Source organism: Streptomyces sp. NPDC048337, from assembly GCF_043201175.1.
Lineage (GTDB): Bacteria > Actinomycetota > Actinomycetes > Streptomycetales > Streptomycetaceae > Streptomyces.
Genome location: NZ_JBICYR010000028.1, coordinates 53,961 through 71,236 on the forward strand (window position 1 = coordinate 53,961; position 17,276 = coordinate 71,236).

A 17,276-nucleotide genomic window follows, 5' to 3' on the forward strand; every position below is an offset into this window, starting at 1 on the left:
TGGAGCGGCCGCGGGCGCAGCGGATACCGTTGGCCGGATGGGAACCGGCCCACTGACCGGCCGACGCGACCGGGAGGCGACTGTGCCCGAGGCAAGCACTGCGGGAGGATCCGGCGGAAGCGGAGCCCCGCGCTCCCTCGCCGAGGCGCTGCGCGCCCGCGACGACGCGGCGCTCGCCGCCCTGCTCCGCGCCCGCCCCGACCTGCTGAACCCGGTGCCCGGCGACGTCACCCAGCTGGCCACCCGCGCCGGGACCCGGGCCTCGGTGGTGCGCGCGCTGGAGCGCATGGACCGGTTCGCGCTGCAGACCGCCGAGGCGCTCGCGGTGGCCCCGGACCCGTGCCCGTACGAGGTGCTGGAGTCCCTGCTGACCGGCGAGGAGGGGACCACCGGCGAGGACAACGGGGCCCGCGCCGCGCTGCCCCGGGCCCTGGGCACCCTGCGCGACCAGGCCCTGGTGTGGGGCGGCGAGGACCGGCTGCGCCTGGTGCGCACCGCCCGCGAGCTGCTCGCGCCCTCCGCCCAGCGGCCCTCCCCGACCGGCCTGGGGCCGACGGTCGCCGAGGCCACGGCCGGGATGTCGCCGACCCGGATCCAGGAGATCGTCGCGGCCGTCGGGCTGCCCGCCACCCACGACCCGGTGTCCGCGGTGACCGCGCTGACCGGGCTGTTCACCGACCCGGAGCGGATGTCCGCCCTGCTCGACGAGGCCCCGGCGGAAGCCCACCAGGTGCTGGGGCGGCTGGTGTGGGGGCCGCCGTACGGGGAGGTGACCCCGAATCCGACCGTGCCGGTGCGCTGGCTGCGCGACCGCGGGCTGCTGCTGCCGGCCTCGGCGCGGACCGTCGTACTGCCCCGCGAGGTGGCGCTGCACCTGCGCGGCGGGCTCGCGCACCGGGACACCGCGCCGGTGCCCCCGCCGGTGCCGGCGCACCGCGAGCACCGTCCACAGCTTGTGGACGCGAACGCCGCCGGGCAGGCGCTGGCCGCGCTGTCCACCGTCGAGGAGCTGGTGAAGTCCTGGGAGCACGCCGGTCCGCCGGTGCTGCGCGCGGGCGGGCTGTCCGTACGGGACCTGAAGCGGGCCGCGGTCACCCTGGACACGGCCGAGCCGCAGGCGGCGTTCTGGATCGAACTGGCCTACGCGGCCGGGCTGCTGGCCAGCGACGGGGAGGCCGACGAGCGGTACGCGCCCACCCCCGCCTTCGACGACTGGTGCGAACTGCCGCCCGCCGAGCGGTGGTCGGCGCTGGCGGCCGCCTGGCTGCCCGCGACCCGTACGGCCGGGCTGGCCGGCGAGCAGGACGCCAAGGGCCGCACCCTGTCGGTGCTCGGCCCCGACCTGGACCGCTCCGCCGCCCCCGAGGTGCGCCGCCGGGTCCTGGAACTCCTCGCCGCCCTGCCCGAGGGAGCCTCCCCCGACCCGGACGCGCTGCTGGACCGGCTCGCGTGGGAGCGTCCCGTACGGAGCGCGAGCGATCTGCGGGCCCGCCTCGCGCACTGGACCCTGACGGAGGCGGAGGTCCTCGGGATCACCGGACGGGGCGCGCTGAGCGCCTTCGGCCGCGCCCTGCTGGAACACCGCGACCCGGCACCGCTGTTGGCGCCGCTCCTTCCCGAGCCGGTGGACCACGTCCTGCTCCAGGCCGACCTGACGGCGGTGGCCCCCGGCCCGCTGCGCCGGCCGCTCGGGGACACCCTGGCGGTGCTCGCCGACGTGGAGTCCAAGGGCGGGGCGACCGTGTACCGCTTCACGCCCGGGTCGGTGCGCCGCGCCCTGGACGCCGGGCACGCCGCCGCCGACCTGCACGCCTTCCTCACGGAGCACAGCCGCACCCCGGTCCCGCAGCCGCTGGCCTACCTGATCGACGACGTCGCCCGCCGCCACGGCCACCTCCGCGTCGGCGCGGCCTCGTCGTACGTCCGCTGCGACGACGACGCCATGCTGGGCGAGATCCTGGCCGACAAACGCTCGGCCGGGCTGGGCCTGCGCCGCCTCGCCCCGACCGTGCTGGCCGCCCAGGCCGAGCCCACCGCCCTCCTCGACGGGTTGCGGGCGATGGGCTACGCGCCGGCCGCGGAATCCCGTACCGGCGACGTACTGGTGGCCCGCGCCGACGCCCACCGCACTCCGGCACGCCAGGCGCCCGTACCGGTGCCGGACGGTCCGCCGGTCCCGGACGACACCCTGCTGGGGGCGGCCGTACGGGCCATCCGCGCGGGCGACCTGGCGGCGACGGCGGTCCGCAAGGAGCCGGCTCCGTCGACCGTCGTCCCCGGCGAACTCCCGCGCACGAGCGCGGCGGAGACCCTGGCGACGGTGCAGGCGGCCGCCCTGACGGGCTCGGCGGTGTGGATCGGCTACGTGAACGCGGACGGCGCGGCCAGCCAGCGGGTCATCGCCCCGGTCCGCGTGGAGGGCGGCTTCGTCACGGGCTACGACCACACGGCGGACGAGGTCCGCACCTATGCCCTCCACCGCATCACGGGCGTGGCGGAACTGGCGGAAGACCACCTCTGACTACTTCAGCCCCGCCGGCGTTCGAGGCGCGGGGTCCGGGGCGGAGCCCCGGCAACGGCGCCGAACCGCGCTGCGGCGCACCGCACCGCACCGCACCGCACCGCAGGAAAATCGGCTGGCGGGCCGCCCGGACAACCCCGCACCCTGGGCGCATGCCAGAGGTACCGAACCGCCAGATCCGCGCATCGCACACCGACACCACCATCACCGTCTACCAGGCCTACGCCCCCCGCCTGGGCGAACCGGCAGCACGCGACAACCACTTCCCACCCGCCTGGAAGCGCGAGCGGATGACGTGGATCAAACCGTCGTTCCTGTGGATGATGTACCGCTGCGGCTGGGCCACGAAGCCCGACCAGGAGACGGTCCTGGCGATCGAGATCACGCGCGCGGGCTTCGACCGGGCACTGCGCGAGGCCTGCCTGTCCCACTACGCCCCCACCGTGCACGCGGACCGCGCGAGCTGGCAGGAGTCGGTCCGCACGACCTCGGCCCGCGTCCAGTGGGACCCGGAGCGCGACCTGAACCTGAACCCGCTGCCGTACCGCTCGCTCCAGCTGGGCCTGTCCGGGCCGGCCTCCCGGGCGTACGCCGACGAGTGGACGGTCTCCATCCGCGACGTCACCCCGCTGGCCCGGGAGATCCACGGCCTGGTCCGCACCGGCGACACGGACGCGGCCCGGGCCCTGCTCCCCGCGGAAACCCCCTACCCGTCCGGCCCGTTGCCTCACCTCGGGGCGTAGTCGACCCGCCCGGCCCCGAAGGGCCGGCTCGTACGCAGCCACGCTTGCACGGCCCGGTAGAGCACAGCGTCCAGGTGCGCCCGGTCGGCCCGCACCCAGGACCTGACGCTGACCCGCTCGGGATCCTCCTTGCCCGGGTAGATGTAGAGACATCCGATGACCTCGCGGTCCCCTTCGAGCACGCCGTCCGTGAATCCGCGCCGCTCGGTGAAGTCCCGTGCGTGCCGGGCCAGATCGCAGGTTCGCCTCGGCGGACATCCCCTCCGCGGGCGGCCAGCCACACCCCACGAAACCGGGGGTGGCCCGGACGTGGGCGATGCTCCCGCTCCAGGCGGCAAGCTCCCGTCATCCCCGCGTGACGGCCACCAGCAGCCCCATGACCCCGACCATGAGCATCATCGCGCTGAGGGCCCCTGCCACCGGAGCCGACCACGCCGGAACGCGAAGGAGCAGGGCCAGCACACCGGCCCCCACCCCGAGGGCGGTGAGCACGCACAGGAGGATCAGGAGCAGCACCGTCAGCGTCACGCCCGCTCCCCTTCCCGCCCGGGCCGCCACAGGCCGGACGCCGGTGCGGGGGGCCGCAGCCGGTCGCGGCGCGCCTGTTCGGCGACCAGGCGCCGTACCTTGCGCCGCACGCGCTCGCCGAGAGCCGACGGGTCGTCCGCGCCCACGTACTCGGCAGCCTCGGTCCAGGTCACGACACCGGCCACGCCGAGGGCCAGCGCGACCGCGCGTTCTTCGGGTGCGAGCAGGGCCAGGATGCGGGCGAGCCGCGGGTCTCCGGGGATCCGGTCCAGCAACGGGTCCTCGGGGCAGGTGTCTTCGGCGAGCAGATCCCGCAGCGTGCGGCTGCGCCCGACGGGCGTCTCCAGCAGGAGCGTCCTTCGGCCCTCGACCCGCCGGCCGTCGCGGACCAGCCCGCCGGTGCGGCGGCGCCACAACGGCTGCTGGCGGGCGTGGGCGGCCCGGATCTCGCGGTGCAGTTCGTCCCACGCCTCCCAGCCGAGCTCGCCGCGCTGCCTGAGAGGGGCGTCCCAGTCGCCCATGAGCGCGGTGGAGACGGCCTCGTTCCAACCCGACCAGAGCCCCAGGCTCCGGGTGAAGCCCCCGACGAAGTCCGGGTGTCCGCTCAGTACCGCCGTCCTGGTCATGAGGGCCACCGCGAGGCCCGAAATCATCGCGTTGTTCGTCCCCGGCTCCACCATGCCGGAATTGACGAAGGCGTATCCGGTGAAGGTGCCCGGGGGCACGGGCCCGGGCACGAACCGGGGATGTTCCTCCTCGGCGAGCGGGCGGCCCCGCAGGGTGCCGTCGGGCTGCACGTGCATCCCGATGTACGAGGGACCGCGCGGGGGTTCACAGGCGGGATGGAGCGTCTCGGTCGGCATGGGCAGCCAGGTCCTTCCGGAGTGTCGGTATCAGGGTCCGCACCCTTGGGCCGCGGGAGAGGCCCGCTCCGGCACAGAATCTTGCGAGCCGCCCGTGATCCATGTCACAACAATGGGGGGCGTGTCCTCCGTGACCCCGCACGCACTGGCGCCGCGTACGGCAGACTGGAGGTTTGACCTGACAGAAACGGGGCGCCGCGCGTGAACGGTCCACTCATCGTCCAGAGCGACAAGACCCTCCTCCTGGAGGTCGACCACGAGCTCGCCGGAGCCGCGCGGCGCGCCATCGCGCCCTTCGCCGAGCTGGAGCGGGCTCCCGAGCACATCCACACCTACCGGATCACCCCGCTCGGCCTGTGGAACGCCCGGGCCGCCGGGCACGACGCCGAGCAGGTCGTGGACGCGCTCGTCGAGTACTCGCGCTATCCCGTGCCGCACGCCCTGCTCGTCGACGTCGCCGAGACCATGGCCCGCTACGGCCGCCTCACCCTCTCCAAGCACCCCGTGCACGGACTGGTCCTGACCAGCACCGACCGGCCCGTGCTGGAGGAGATCCTGCGCTCCAAGAAGATCACCCCGCTGGTCGGGGCGCGGATCGACCCCGACACCGTGGCCGTGCACCCCTCCGAGCGCGGCCAGATCAAGCAGACGCTGCTCAAGCTGGGCTGGCCCGCCGAGGACCTCGCCGGGTACGTCGACGGCGAGGCCCACCCGATCGACCTGGCCGAGAACGGCTGGGCGCTGCGCCCGTACCAGCAGCAGGCCGTCGAGGGCTTCTGGCACGGCGGCTCCGGGGTGGTCGTGCTGCCGTGCGGCGCCGGCAAGACGCTGGTCGGCGCCGGGGCCATGGCGAAGGCCAAGGCGACGACGCTGATCCTCGTCACGAACACCGTCTCGGCCCGCCAGTGGAAGCACGAGCTGGTCAAGCGGACCTCGCTGACGGAGGAGGAGATCGGCGAGTACTCCGGCACCCGCAAGGAGATCCGGCCCGTCACGATCGCCACGTACCAGGTCCTGACGTCGAAGCGGAAGGGCGTCTACCCGCACCTGGAGCTCTTCGACTCCCGGGACTGGGGCCTGATCGTCTACGACGAGGTGCACCTGCTGCCCGCCCCGGTCTTCAAGTTCACCGCCGACCTCCAGGCCCGGCGCCGGCTCGGCCTGACGGCGACGCTGGTGCGTGAGGACGGCCGGGAGTCGGACGTCTTCTCGCTCATCGGGCCGAAGCGGTTCGACGCGCCGTGGAAGGAGATCGAGGCGCAGGGCTACATCGCGCCGGCGGACTGCGTCGAGGTCCGGGTCAACCTCACCGAGTCGGAGCGGCTCGCGTACGCGACCGCCGAGACGGAGGAGAAGTACCGCTTCTGCGCGACGACGGCGACGAAGCGGAAGGTCACCGAGGCGCTCGTCGCCAAGCACAAGGGCGAGCAGACGCTGGTCATCGGGCAGTACATCGACCAGCTCGACGAGCTGGGCGAGCACCTGGACGCCCCCGTCATCAAGGGCGAGACCTCCAACGCGCAGCGCGAGAAGCTCTTCGACGCCTTCCGCGAGGGCGAGATCAGCGTGCTGGTCGTGTCGAAGGTCGCGAACTTCTCCATCGACCTGCCGGAGGCCACGGTCGCCATCCAGGTGTCGGGCACGTTCGGCTCCCGGCAGGAGGAGGCGCAGCGGCTGGGCCGGGTGCTGCGGCCGAAGGCGGACGGGCACGAGGCGCGGTTCTACTCGGTGGTCGCGCGCGACACCATCGACCAGGACTTCGCGGCGCACCGCCAGCGCTTCCTCGCCGAACAGGGGTACGCCTACCGGATCATGGACGCCGACGAGCTGCTGGCGAGCGACTGAGGACCGCGAGCAGCGGGACGCACCAGACCCACAGGTGCGGCCAGTGCAGGAGCAGGGCCCGGCCGGTGTCGGGGAAGTGCCGGGCCCGGAAGTCGGCGGAGGCCTGCGGGAGGACCAGCAGGCCGAGCAGAGCGGTGCCGGTGAAGGCCGGGTCGGACCGGGCCGGGGGGTCAGCGGCGTATGACGCCCGCGTCCTCGGCGTATTCGCCCAGGACGACGACGCTCACGGCGGTCGCCGCGAAGACCTTGGCGGCCCGCAGCACGCTGCCGAAGCTGTGGCGCGGACGGGAGTCGGAGGTGGCGGTGGCGCCGCTAGGGCGGCCGCCCTGGATCTCGGTGAAGGTTGCGGTGCTCATGTATCCATGGTGCGTTTTCGGCCGCCCCGCCACATCGCCCTCGGGGCTTAACCTCAAGGCCCCCCGCCTCCTCCTCTCGGCCCATGCCACCCCCTAGTGGCTCTGCCCGAGGTCTGACACTCCCAGGTATGACACCCGTTCGGAGGTCCCGTCCCGAGAGGACTTTCGGCCTCCTTTAATCATTCGCTCCGCCCCACCCCACTGGCTAGAATCTCCGCTCTTGCCGCCTCCCGCAGCCCCATCGGGGAGAGCCGCCCGCCGGACGGAAACCGGCGGGCTTCTGTTCCCACTTCGCCAGCTGGAGGCAGTCCCGTGCCCGCGCACGCCCCCGAATCCGATCCGCTCGCCCGCGAACGCGCCCACCTCAGCGCCTCCCGCGCCGCGCTCCGCGCCATGCGCGAGGACGTCGAGGCCCTCGACATCCGCGACGTCACCGCGAACTGGGTCAACGCGATCGTCCTCCAGGCCCAGATCGACGACCGCATCAAGGCGCTCGCCGACCTCGCCCACACGCCCCTCTTCTTCGGGCGCCTGAACTACCTGCACGCCCCGGGCGCGGACCTCGCCGAGGGGGCGGAGGGCGAGCACCCGCTGCCGGAGGCAGCCAATGGGCCGCTGTACATCGGCCGCCGCCACGTCCACGACGCCGACGGCGACCCGATGGTCATCGACTGGCGCGCGCCCGTCTCCCAGCCGTTCTACCGGGCCTCCAAGACCGACCCGCAGGACATCGGGCTGCGCCGCCGCTTCGGTTACACGGGCGGCGAGTTGACCGCCTACGAGGACGAGCATCTCTCCGACCCCACCGAGGCGGCCGCGGTCAGCAAGCTGCTCCAGCAGGAGATCGAGCGGCCGCGCGTCGGCCCCATGCGGGACATCGTCGCGACGATCCAGCCCGAGCAGGACGAGATCGTCCGCTCCGGCCTGTCCGGCTCGGTCTGCGTGCAGGGCGGCCCCGGCACCGGGAAGACCGCCGTCGGCCTGCACCGGGTCGCGTACCTCCTCTACGCGCACCGCGACCGGCTGGCCCGCACCGGCACGCTGGTCATCGGGCCGAACCGTTCCTTCCTGCACTACATCGAGCAGGTCCTCCCCGCCCTCGGCGAGCTGGAGGTCAAGCAGGCCACCGTCGACGACCTGGTCGCGCGCGACGGCCTGGAGGTACGCGCCACGGACGCGGCCCAAACCGCCGTGGTCAAGGGCGACGCCCGGATGGCGGAGGTGCTCGCCCGCGCCGTCCGCTCGCACGTCACGCCGCCCACCGAGGCGCTGATGGTGGTCCGCGGTTCGCGCCGCTGGCGCGTGCCCCCGTACGAGCTGGCCGAGATGGTCGAGGAGCTGCAGAACCGCGACATCCGCTACGGCGCGGCCCGCGAGGCGCTGCCGCAGCGGATCGCGCACGCGGTGCTCGTACGGATGGAGCAGGCGGGCGAGGCGCCGGACGACCGCGTACAGGACGCGGTGGCCCGCAACGCCGCGGTCAAGGCGGCGGTCAAGGAGATCTGGCCGCCGGTCGACCCGGCGAAGCTGGTGCTCCGCCTCCTGTCGGACCCCGACTTCCTCGCGCTGCACGCGGAGGGCGTCCTGACCGCCGATGAACAGAAACTGCTGCTCTGGCCCAAGCCGTTCCGGAGCGTGAAGTCGGCGAAGTGGTCGGCGGCGGACCTGGTCCTGATCGACGAGGCGGCCGACCTGGTGGAGCGCACCCACTCCCTCGGCCATGTGGTCCTCGACGAGGCACAGGACCTGTCGCCGATGCAGTACCGGGCGGTGGGGCGGCGCTGCACGACGGGCTCAGCGACGGTGCTGGGGGACCTCGCGCAGGGCACCACACCGTGGGCCACGCGCAGTTGGGACGAGGCGCTCGCGCACCTGGGCAAGCCGGCGGCGGTGGTGGAGGAGCTGACGGCGGGCTTCCGCGTGCCGCGCGAGGTGATCGCGTACGCGTCGCGGCTGCTGCCGTCGATCTCCCCGGGGCTGGCCCCGGTCTCCTCGGTCCGCGAGACCCCGGGCTCGCTGGTCGTCACGGAGACGGCCGACCTGACGGGCGCGGTGATCGAGGCCTGCCGTGCCTCGCTCGCCCACGAGGGTTCGATCGGCCTGATCGCGGCGGACGCCCGTGTCCCGGCCTTGGCGGAGGCCCTGCGGGCGGCGGACCTCCCCTACCTGGCTCCCGGCGAGGAGACGACGGCCGAGTCCCGCCTGACCCTGGTCCCGGCCTCGCTCGCCAAGGGCCTGGAGTACGACTACGTGGTCCTGGACGAGCCGGCGGCGATCGTCGACGGCGAAGCGGACGAGCGGACCGGCTTGCGCCGCCTGTACGTCTGCCTCACCCGAGCGGTGTCGGGCCTCACCCTCCTCCACGCCGCCCCGCTGCCGCCCGCACTGTCCTGACCTGCGGCGCCGCTGCTGGGGCTCCGCCCCAGACCCCGCGCCTCAAACGCCGGCGGGGCTGGATGTGGCCGCGCTTGCGCCTGCGTCTGCGGCCGCTGGGGACACGCCCAGCCCGCCGGTGTTCGAGGCGCGGGGTCTGGGGCCGCGCCCCCGGCGGCGGCGCGGGGGTTCGGGGGCCGCGCCCCCCGGCAGCGGCGGCGTGCCGTCAGGCCAAGGCCTCGCGCCACTCGGCGACGGCCGCCGCCGAGACCGGGCGGGTCCAGCCGTCCGGGCGGGCCGCGCCGCCGATGTGGAAGGCGTCGATGCCCGCCCCGCGCAGCACCGGCAGGTGGGACAGCGTCAGGCCGCCGCCGACCAGGATCCGCGCCCCGTACCCCGGCTCGCCCGCCCGCGCCGCCTCCGCCAGGAGCACCGGCAGGCCCTCCTCCACCCCGGCCGCCGAGCCCGCCGTCAGGTAGGTGTCCAGACCGGGCAGGTCTGCCAGCGCCTTGCGCAGACCGTCCCGGTCCGCGGCCCGGTCGATCGCCCGGTGGAAGGTCCAGCGGCAGCCGCCGAGCTCCGCCGCCAGCGCCTCGACGGCGGCGAGGTCGGGGGTGCCGTCCGGGTTCAGGAAGCCGAGGACGAACTCCTGCGCCCCCTCCGCCCGCAGCTCCCGGGCCGCCTCGACCAGCACGGAGAGGTCGCCCGCCGCGAAACCGTCCGTCTTGCGGAGCATCACGCGCAGCGGGATGTCGACCGCCGCCCTGATCGCCGCGAAGGTCTCGCGCGGCGGGGTGAGCCCGTCGGCGGCCATGTCGGTGACCAGCTCGAGTCGGTCCGCCCCACCGGCCTGGGCCGCGACCGCGTCCTCCACGTCGAGGGCGATCACCTCCAGGAGCGCACGGTTGCTCATTCGATCCCATCCTTCGGAAAACTGCACGTGTGACCCATACGATCCGTATGGAAAATAGGTCTAGTCCAATATCCAGGGTACGGGCCTCCATCACCGCTCCACCAGCACAATCACGCCACCCCCACAATGTGCCCATGGACACAGGCACCCCGCACACCGACACGACCGCCCTCCGCGCCCGCTGGCGCGAGGCCACCGCGGCCGCCGGCGCCCCCGCCGACCGCGACCCGGACCCCTACGCGGACCGCCTCCTCACCGCCTGGGCGGAGCCCCAGCGCCGCTACCACACCACCGCGCACCTGGCCGACGTACTCGCGCGGATCGACGTACTGGCACCGCACGCCGCCGACCCCGCCGCCGTGCGCCTCGCCGCCTGGTTCCACGACGCCGTCTACCGCCCCGACCGCTCCGAGAACGAGGAGCGCAGCGCCGCCCTCGCCGAGCGCGCCCTCCCCGAGCTCGGCATCGACCCCGCCCGCACCGCCGAGGTGGCCCGGCTGGTCCGGCTGACCGTCACCCACGACCCCGCCCCCGGCGACACCAACGGCGAGGCCCTCTGCGACGCCGACCTGGCCGTCCTCGCCGGGGACACGGCGGCCTACGGCGCCTACGCCGCCGCCGTCCGCGCCGAGTACGGCTTCGTCCCCGACGACGCCTTCCGCGCCGGGCGCGCGGCCGTCCTGCGCCAGCTGCTCGACCTGCCCCGGCTCTTCCGCACCCCGTACGGCGCCGCCCACTGGGAGGCCCCGGCCCGGGCGAACCTCGCCGCCGAGCTCGACCGGCTCACCGAGCCCGCCTGATTTCACATATCTGACATACTCCCGGGGAATTTGATCCCGTTCGATGTAGTTGGTGACAGTCATGCCCGCAGCCGTCGCACGCCCCCGCATGCCCATCGCCGTCCACGTCCTCGGTCTCTCCGTCTTCGCGCTCGGGACCAGCGAATTCATGCTCTCGGGCCTGCTGCCCCCCATCGCCGCGGACATGCACGTCACCATCCCGCGGGCGGGCCTGCTCATATCCGCCTTCGCGATCGGCATGGTCGTCGGGGCGCCGCTGCTGGCCGTCGCCACGCTGCGGCTGCCGCGTCGCACCACCCTCATCTCCCTCATCAGCCTCTTCGGCCTCGGGCAGGTCGCGGGTGCGCTGGCCCCCTCGTACGAGCTCCTCTTCGCCTCCCGCGTGATCTCGGCCCTCGCCTGCGCCGGCTTCTGGGCCGTCGGCGCCGCCGTGGCCATCGCCATGGTCGACCAGGACCAGCGGGCCCGCGCCATGGCCGTCATGATCGGCGGCCTGTCCATCGCCAACGTCCTCGGCGTACCCGCCGGCGCCTTCCTCGGCGAGCACCTGGGCTGGCGCTCCGCGTTCTGGTCGGTCGGCGCGGCCTCGGCGATCGCCCTCGCCGGCATCCTGGCGCTGATCCCGAAGATCCCGCTGCCCGCCGCGAAGCCCTCGCTCGGGCGCGAGCTGCGCATCTACCGCGACCGCCAGGTGTGGCTCGCCATCGGCATCACCGCGCTGGCCGCGGGCGGTGTCTTCTGCGCCTTCAGCTACCTGTCGCCGCTGCTCACGGACGTGGCCGGGCTGGACTCCGGCTGGGTTCCGTGGATCCTCGCCCTGTTCGGGATCGGCGCCCTGGCCGGCACCACCGTGGGCGGCCGGGTCGCCGACGCGCACCTGTTCGGCGTGATGATCTGGGGCATCACCGCCTCGACCGTCTTCCTGACCGCGCTCGCCCTGCTGGCGTCGTTCCAGGTCGCGGCGATCGCGCTGGCCTTCCTGATCGGCTTCTCGGCCTTCTTCACCGCCCCGGCGCTCAACGCCCGCATGTTCAACGTGGCCGGCGCCGCCCCGACCCTGGCCGGCGCCACGACCACGGCCGCGTTCAACCTCGGCAACACCGGCGGCCCCTGGCTGGGCGGCACCGTCATCGACGCGGGCCTCGGCTTCTCCGCCACCGCCTGGGCGGGCGCCGCCATGACCATCACCGCGATCGCGCTGGCCCTCGCCGCCCTCCGCCTGGACCGCCGCACCCCACCCCGCGCGACCCGCGTGGTGGCCTCGGCGAGCCCTGCCGTAGGCCGTGCCGGGCAGCCCGCCGGGGAGGAGCCGGCCCGCACCTGACACCGGTCGCATCCCCGGGCCCCGGTTCCTACGATGAGAGGGACGACTGGGGGACGTGCGTCAAAGGTGATCCCCGATGGCCCGGTACCGATACCGCAGGACCACGGTCCTGGCCGCCGCTTCCCTGCTGATGAAGACTGACCTCTTCACCCGGATCGGCAGTGTCACCAAGACCTTCACCGTGACACGGCGTCCTCCAACTGGTCGACGAAGGGAGGGTACGTCTCGACGCGCCCGTCTCGACGTACCTCGACGGCGTGGCCGGCGGCGACCGGATCACGGTCCGCCAGCTCGCCGAGATGCGCAGCGGCCTGTACGACTACACCCAGGACAAGACCTGGCCGGCCGCCTACCAGGCCGACCCGCACCGCTCCTGGACCCCGCAGCAGCTGCTTCGACGTCGCCTTCGGGCACCCCGCCCAATTCCCGCCGGGCAGCCGCTGGATGTACTGCAACACCAACACCGTGCTGCTCGGCCTGCTCGTCGAGAAGGTCTCCGGGCAGCCCCTGCACACCTCCCTGGAGGAGCACGTCCTCGAACCGGCGGGCCTGGACGACACGTCGTTGCCGACGGACTCCGCGATGCCCAGCCCTTACGCGCACGGCTACACGAACTTCACCCCGGGCGGCACGACCGCCGACGCCTCCATCTGGAACCCGTCCTGGGCCTGGGCGGCCGGCGCGATGATCTCGACCATGGACGACCTGCACACCTGGGTCCCCGTGATGGTGAACGGCCGGCTGCCCGACGGCGGCCGCCTGCTGGAGCCCGGCACCACCCGGAGCTATCGGCCACCACCAGCCGTTAGGCCGGCGCAGGCCGCCCCTTCGGGCGGCGCAGGCCGGCCCGGGTGAGGCGGCGGACCAGTTCCTTGCTGCCGATCTCGACCGCGCCCGCCGCGACGGCGTCGGCGTAGCGGTAGGACGGCACGTCGTAGTGGTCCCGCTCGAAGGCGCGCGGCGGGCACCCTATGGCCGCCGCGAAGGCGTGCAGCTCCTCGTACGAGACGTCGCTGACCAGGTGCGACCACAGGCGGCCGTGGCCCGGCCAGGTCGGCGGGTCGATGTACACCGTCACCGGCGGCTCACCGGCCCGGGTGGAAGACGGGGCCCAGCGCGCCCACGGCCGCCACCCTCACACCTGCCTCCGAGCACACCCAGTGCGGATCGGGTCCCAATTCCGGCTCCACGTCCAGCGCGTGCGGGTCGCCGTGCTCGCATACGGGGCACAGCGGCCAGCGCCCGTACTTCTCCAGCAGCGCGTCCTGCACGTCCTGGGCGACGAGTCCGGCGAGGTAGTCGACCCCCTCCGGCCACTGCTCCACCCACCACCGGCGGTGCGTGACCGAGTCCTCGACGAGGGAGACGACATCGGCATCGGCGACCTCGCCGGCGGCGAGATCGGCGAGAACAAGTGCACGTGCGACGTGCAGCGCCTGCTCCAGGGGGGTTGCGTGGTCCATGCGCTCATTTTGACCCCTCCGCGCCCATAAAGGGAGGGGATGCCGGGATGCCCGGTCCACGCTGACCAGCCCGGACGCGCATCCCGGGGCGGAGTGCCCGCCCCCGGAGGAGACGGCTCCACACAGGGTGCAGGTGCACGCACGCTCCGACAGCGGCGGCAGTGCGCGCTCGGCTCCCGCTCCGCGCCGTCCGCGGTCCCCGGCGGTGTGCGCCGCCAGACCCGCCAACGCGGTGGACGACACGCGAAGCCGGGCGGCGTACTGGGCGCGCCCGGCCTCCCCGGGCTTCGTCGATGCCACCATGGCGCCAACGCAAGAGCCGTAGCCCGCCGCCACACCGGAATCCCCGGCACCGCACAACCGCCAGGAGGCCCCGTCGATGACCACCGCGCACGCCGCGCTCCGCGCCCAGCTCGAGACGTTGACCACCGAGGCCTTCCGCCCGGAGCTCGCCGAGATCGACCGGCTCTCCACCCTCGACATCGCCCGCACCATGAACGCGGAGGACGCCGTCGTCCCGGCCGCCGTCGCTGCCCAACTGCCGTGCATCGCCGCTGCGATCGACGCGATCGCCGTACGGATGGCACGCGGCGGGCGGCTCGTCTACGCGGGCGCCGGCACCGCCGGACGGATGGGCGTACTGGACGCCAGCGAGTGCCCGCCCACCTTCAACACCGAGCCGGACCGGGTCATCGGCCTGATCGCGGGCGGCCCCGCCGCCATGGTCAAGGCCGTCGAATGCGCCGAGGACTCCCGCGAACTGGCCGCCGAGGACCTCACCGCGCTGGAGATCGGGCCGGACGACACCGTGATCGGCATCTCGGCCTCCGGGCGCACCCCGTACGCGATCGGCGCCGTCGAGTTCGCCCGTACGCGCGGCGCGCTCACCGTCGGGCTCTCCTGCAACGCCGGCTCCGCGCTCGCCGCGGCCGCCGAACACGGCATCGAGGTCGTCGTCGGCCCCGAACTCCTCACCGGCTCCACCCGCCTGAAGGCCGGCACCGCGCAGAAGCTCGTCCTCAACCTCATCTCGACCATCACGATGATCCGCCTGGGCAAGACGTACGGGAACCTCATGGTCGACATGCGCTCCTCGAACGAGAAGCTGCGCGCCCGCGCGCGGCGCATCGTGGCGCTGGCCACCGGCGCGCCCGACGAGGAGATCGAGGCCGCGCTGACCGCCACCGGCGGCGAGGTCAAGAACGCCATCCTCGTCATCCTCGGCGCCGTCGACGCCCCGCGGGCCGCCGCCCTGCTGTCGGCCTCCCGCGGGCACCTTCGCGAAGCCCTCGCCGCGAAGCCCCCGGCCGGCTGACGCTTCCCTCACCTCACCGCCCGCATCCCCCCACGCAAGGCGACCCCCACATGTCCACTGACAAGAACCGCGCCACAGCCGCCGCGATCCTTCCTCTGGTCGGCGGCCCGGACAACATCACCTCGATCGCGCACTGCATGACCCGCCTGCGCATCGCGCTCCGCGACCGCTCGCTCGTCCAGGACGAGGCCCTCAGGGCCCTCCCGGCGGTCTTGGGCGTGGTCGAGGACGACACGTACCAGATCGTGCTGGGCCCGGGCACCGTCGCCCGCGTCACCCCGGAGTTCGAGGCGCTCGTAGAGCAGGGCCGCACGGCGGAGCCGGCACCCGCACCCCGCCCCATCACGGCGGACGACCTGGCCGCCCGGGGCGCGGCCCTCAAGGAAGCCCGGAAGGCCCGCAACTCCACCCCCGTCAAGCTGTTCCTGCGCCGCGTCGCGAACATCTTCGTCCCGCTCATCCCCGCCCTGATCGGCTGCGGCATCATCGCGGGCCTGAACGGCATCCTCATCAACACGGGCCGGCTGCCGGGCGTGGTCCCGGCGCTCGCCGCCATGGCCTCCGGCTTCATGTCGCTGATCGCCGTCTTCGTCGGCCACAACACCGCCAAGGAGTTCGGCGGTACGCCCGTCCTGGGCGGCGCGGTCGCCGCGATCATCGTCTTCCCGGGCATCGCCAAGATCGACGCCTTCGGCCGGCACCTCTCCCCCGGCCAGGGCGGCGTCCTGGGCGCGCTCGCGGCCGCGCTCCTCGCCGTGTACGTGGAGAAGTGGTGCCGACGCCGGGTCCCGGAGGCCCTGGACGTCCTGGTCACGCCCACCCTCACGGTCCTGGTCGCGGGCCTGGTCACCATCTTCGGCCTCATGTTCCTCGCGGGCGAGGCCTCCACCGCCATCGGCGCCTTCGCCGACTGGCTGCTCGCCACCGGCGGCGCCTTCGCGGGCCTGGTCCTGGGCGGCCTCTTCCTCCCCCTGGTCATGCTGGGCCTGCACCAGGCCCTGATCCCCATCCACACCACCCTCATCGAACAGTCCGGCTACACCGTCCTCCTCCCGATCCTCGCCATGGCGGGCGCGGGACAGGTCGGCGCGGCCATCGCCGTCTACTGCCGCCTCCCGCGCAACGGCTCGCTGCGCGCCACCATCAAGTCGGCGCTCCCCGCCGGGCTCCTGGGCGTGGGCGAGCCCCTCATCTACGGCGTCTCCCTCCCGCTGGGCCGCCCCTTCGTCACCGCCTGCGTCGGCGGCGCGGCGGGCGGCGCCTTCGTCGGCCTCTTCAACCAGCTCGGCGTGGCCTTCGGCTCGACTGCCATCGGCCCCTCGGGCTGGGCCCTTTTCCCCCTCCTGGACGGCACGTCGGGCATGGGCGCCACCCTCGCGATCTACGCGGGCGGGCTGGTGGTCGGCTACCTGGTGGGCTTCGCCGCCACGTACCTCTTCGGCTTCACCCGTCAGATGCTGACCGACCTCAACACGGACCCGGAACACGCGCCGGCGACCACCACGCCGGGCACGGGCCCGGACGCGGCGAAGGAACCGGCACTGACGTAGTCCGCCGCCCCCACAACTCCCCGTACCGACAGGCCGCCTGACACCCTGGGGGGATGATCAACGACATACCCCCCGTGGTCCCGGCCGGCCGGATGTGCGCCCTCCCGCAACCGGTGTTCGCCCTCCCAGGGCCTCTGCACCTGCGCCCTTGGACGCGGGACGACGCCCCCGCGCTGGTCGCGGCGTACGAGGACCCGGACATCCGGCACTGGAACCGCCCGGGCCACCGCACCCCGGCGGAGGCCGAGGAGCGCATCACGCGGTTCCGCGACCTCTGGCAGGCCGAGGAGGCCGCGATCTGGGCGATGGCCCCGTCCGACGGCGGCCCGGCCGTCGGCCTGATCGGCCTGGCGGACCTCAATCTGCGCGGCGGCAGCGGCGAGTTCCTCTACTGGCTGCTGCCCGCGGGCCGCGGCAGCGGGGCCATGGCCGCTGCTACGTCCCGCCTCGCCCGCTGGGCCTTCGAGGACCTCGGCCTGCACCGCCTCCTCATCACCCACTCGGTACACAACCCCGCCTCCTGCGCCATCGCGACCAAGGCCGGCTTCCCCCTGGAAGGCACCATGCGCGGCGCCCTCCTCCACACGGACGGCTGGCATGACGAACACCTCCACGCCCGCCTGCGCACGGACGGTTGAGTCCCGCCACCTACACCGCCTGAGTACGTCGGCTGATCACCCGC

16 protein-coding genes and 2 pseudogenes are annotated in these 17,276 nt (G+C 73.8%); 11 read left to right on the forward strand and 7 right to left on the reverse strand.

Features of this window, described 5'->3' with window-relative positions; genetic code table 11:
- Positions 1–37: 37 nt before the first annotated feature.
- Positions 38–2,521 (forward strand): helicase-associated domain-containing protein, encoded by a 2,484-nt coding sequence (locus tag ACGFYU_RS32675; protein WP_393830924.1) that lies wholly within the window; start codon positions 38–40, stop codon positions 2,519–2,521.
- Positions 2,522–2,673: 152 nt separating this feature from the next.
- Positions 2,674–3,264, forward strand: a complete 591-nt coding sequence (locus ACGFYU_RS32680) for a DUF4291 domain-containing protein (protein WP_393830925.1) — start codon at positions 2,674–2,676, stop codon at positions 3,262–3,264.
- On the opposite strand, the gene ACGFYU_RS32685 is transcribed toward ACGFYU_RS32680, so the two are convergent.
- The 3 genes from ACGFYU_RS32685 to ACGFYU_RS32695 all read right to left on the reverse strand — a co-directional run bounded on the left by ACGFYU_RS32685 (position 3,249) and on the right by ACGFYU_RS32695 (position 4,655).
- On the reverse strand, positions 3,249–3,446 hold the full coding sequence (locus ACGFYU_RS32685; protein WP_393830926.1) for a hypothetical protein: 198 nt from the start codon (positions 3,444–3,446) through the stop codon (positions 3,249–3,251). The two genes, ACGFYU_RS32680 and ACGFYU_RS32685, sit on opposite strands and share 16 nt — an antisense overlap.
- A gap of 163 nt (positions 3,447–3,609) precedes the next feature.
- Positions 3,610–3,792, reverse strand: a complete 183-nt coding sequence (locus ACGFYU_RS32690; RefSeq protein ID WP_393830927.1) for a hypothetical protein — start codon at positions 3,790–3,792, stop codon at positions 3,610–3,612.
- The gene (locus ACGFYU_RS32695; RefSeq protein WP_393830928.1) at positions 3,789–4,655 is read right to left on the reverse strand and encodes a hypothetical protein; all 867 of its coding nucleotides are present in this window, start codon (positions 4,653–4,655) and stop codon (positions 3,789–3,791) included. Before ACGFYU_RS32695 ends, ACGFYU_RS32690 begins: the two co-directional genes overlap by 4 nt.
- Positions 4,656–4,856: 201 nt before the next feature.
- Between ACGFYU_RS32695 and ACGFYU_RS32700 the strand changes: the two genes are divergently transcribed.
- Positions 4,857–6,500, forward strand: coding sequence for a DNA repair helicase XPB (locus tag ACGFYU_RS32700; protein WP_393830929.1), 1,644 nt, complete (start codon positions 4,857–4,859; stop codon positions 6,498–6,500).
- Positions 6,501–6,670: 170 nt separating this feature from the next.
- On the opposite strand, the gene ACGFYU_RS32705 is transcribed toward ACGFYU_RS32700, so the two are convergent.
- Complete coding sequence (locus ACGFYU_RS32705) at positions 6,671–6,856, reverse strand: hypothetical protein (RefSeq protein ID WP_393830930.1); 186 nt, start codon at positions 6,854–6,856, stop codon at positions 6,671–6,673.
- Positions 6,857–7,168: 312 nt separating this feature from the next.
- Between ACGFYU_RS32705 and ACGFYU_RS32710 the strand changes: the two genes are divergently transcribed.
- A complete protein-coding gene (locus ACGFYU_RS32710; protein WP_393830931.1) occupies positions 7,169–9,250 on the forward strand; it encodes a HelD family protein in 2,082 nt (693 codons plus the stop codon).
- 205 nt (positions 9,251–9,455) lie between these two features.
- Here the strand turns inward: ACGFYU_RS32710 and ACGFYU_RS32715 are convergent, their stop codons facing one another.
- Positions 9,456–10,142 (reverse strand): copper homeostasis protein CutC, encoded by a 687-nt coding sequence (locus ACGFYU_RS32715; protein ID WP_393830932.1) that lies wholly within the window; start codon positions 10,140–10,142, stop codon positions 9,456–9,458.
- A 134-nt stretch (positions 10,143–10,276) separates the two neighbouring features.
- Between ACGFYU_RS32715 and ACGFYU_RS32720 the strand changes: the two genes are divergently transcribed.
- From ACGFYU_RS32720 to ACGFYU_RS32735, 4 genes and pseudogenes are all read left to right on the forward strand, one after another.
- Entirely contained in the window at positions 10,277–10,942 is a 666-nt protein-coding gene (locus ACGFYU_RS32720; RefSeq protein ID WP_393830933.1) for a hypothetical protein, read from the forward strand.
- Positions 10,943–11,030: 88 nt separating this feature from the next.
- On the forward strand, positions 11,031–12,266 hold the full coding sequence (locus ACGFYU_RS32725) for a Cmx/CmrA family chloramphenicol efflux MFS transporter (RefSeq protein ID WP_393830948.1): 1,236 nt from the start codon (positions 11,031–11,033) through the stop codon (positions 12,264–12,266).
- Between the two features lie 200 nt (positions 12,267–12,466).
- Positions 12,467–12,514: pseudogene (locus ACGFYU_RS32730) on the forward strand (hypothetical protein); the annotation flags it as partial.
- A gap of 115 nt (positions 12,515–12,629) precedes the next feature.
- Positions 12,630–13,121 (forward strand): annotated as a pseudogene (locus ACGFYU_RS32735) (serine hydrolase domain-containing protein); the annotation flags it as partial.
- Here ACGFYU_RS32735 and ACGFYU_RS32740 read toward each other — a convergent pair.
- Entirely contained in the window at positions 13,072–13,344 is a 273-nt protein-coding gene (locus ACGFYU_RS32740) for a DUF4031 domain-containing protein (protein WP_393830934.1), read from the reverse strand. The pseudogene ACGFYU_RS32735 and the gene ACGFYU_RS32740 overlap by 50 nt on opposite strands.
- A gap of 7 nt (positions 13,345–13,351) precedes the next feature.
- Positions 13,352–13,729 (reverse strand): hypothetical protein, encoded by a 378-nt coding sequence (locus tag ACGFYU_RS32745; RefSeq protein WP_382644355.1) that lies wholly within the window; start codon positions 13,727–13,729, stop codon positions 13,352–13,354.
- A gap of 379 nt (positions 13,730–14,108) precedes the next feature.
- On the opposite strand from ACGFYU_RS32745, the gene murQ reads away from it, so the two are divergent.
- The 3 genes from murQ to ACGFYU_RS32760 are packed head-to-tail and all read left to right on the forward strand — an operon-like array spanning position 14,109 to position 17,232.
- The gene (murQ, locus tag ACGFYU_RS32750; protein WP_393830935.1) at positions 14,109–15,044 is read left to right on the forward strand and encodes an N-acetylmuramic acid 6-phosphate etherase; all 936 of its coding nucleotides are present in this window, start codon (positions 14,109–14,111) and stop codon (positions 15,042–15,044) included.
- Positions 15,045–15,094: 50 nt separating this feature from the next.
- On the forward strand, positions 15,095–16,594 hold the full coding sequence (locus ACGFYU_RS32755; RefSeq protein WP_393830936.1) for a PTS transporter subunit EIIC: 1,500 nt from the start codon (positions 15,095–15,097) through the stop codon (positions 16,592–16,594).
- Positions 16,595–16,647: 53 nt separating this feature from the next.
- Entirely contained in the window at positions 16,648–17,232 is a 585-nt protein-coding gene (locus ACGFYU_RS32760; RefSeq protein WP_393830937.1) for a GNAT family N-acetyltransferase, read from the forward strand.
- Positions 17,233–17,276 lie beyond the last annotated feature (44 nt).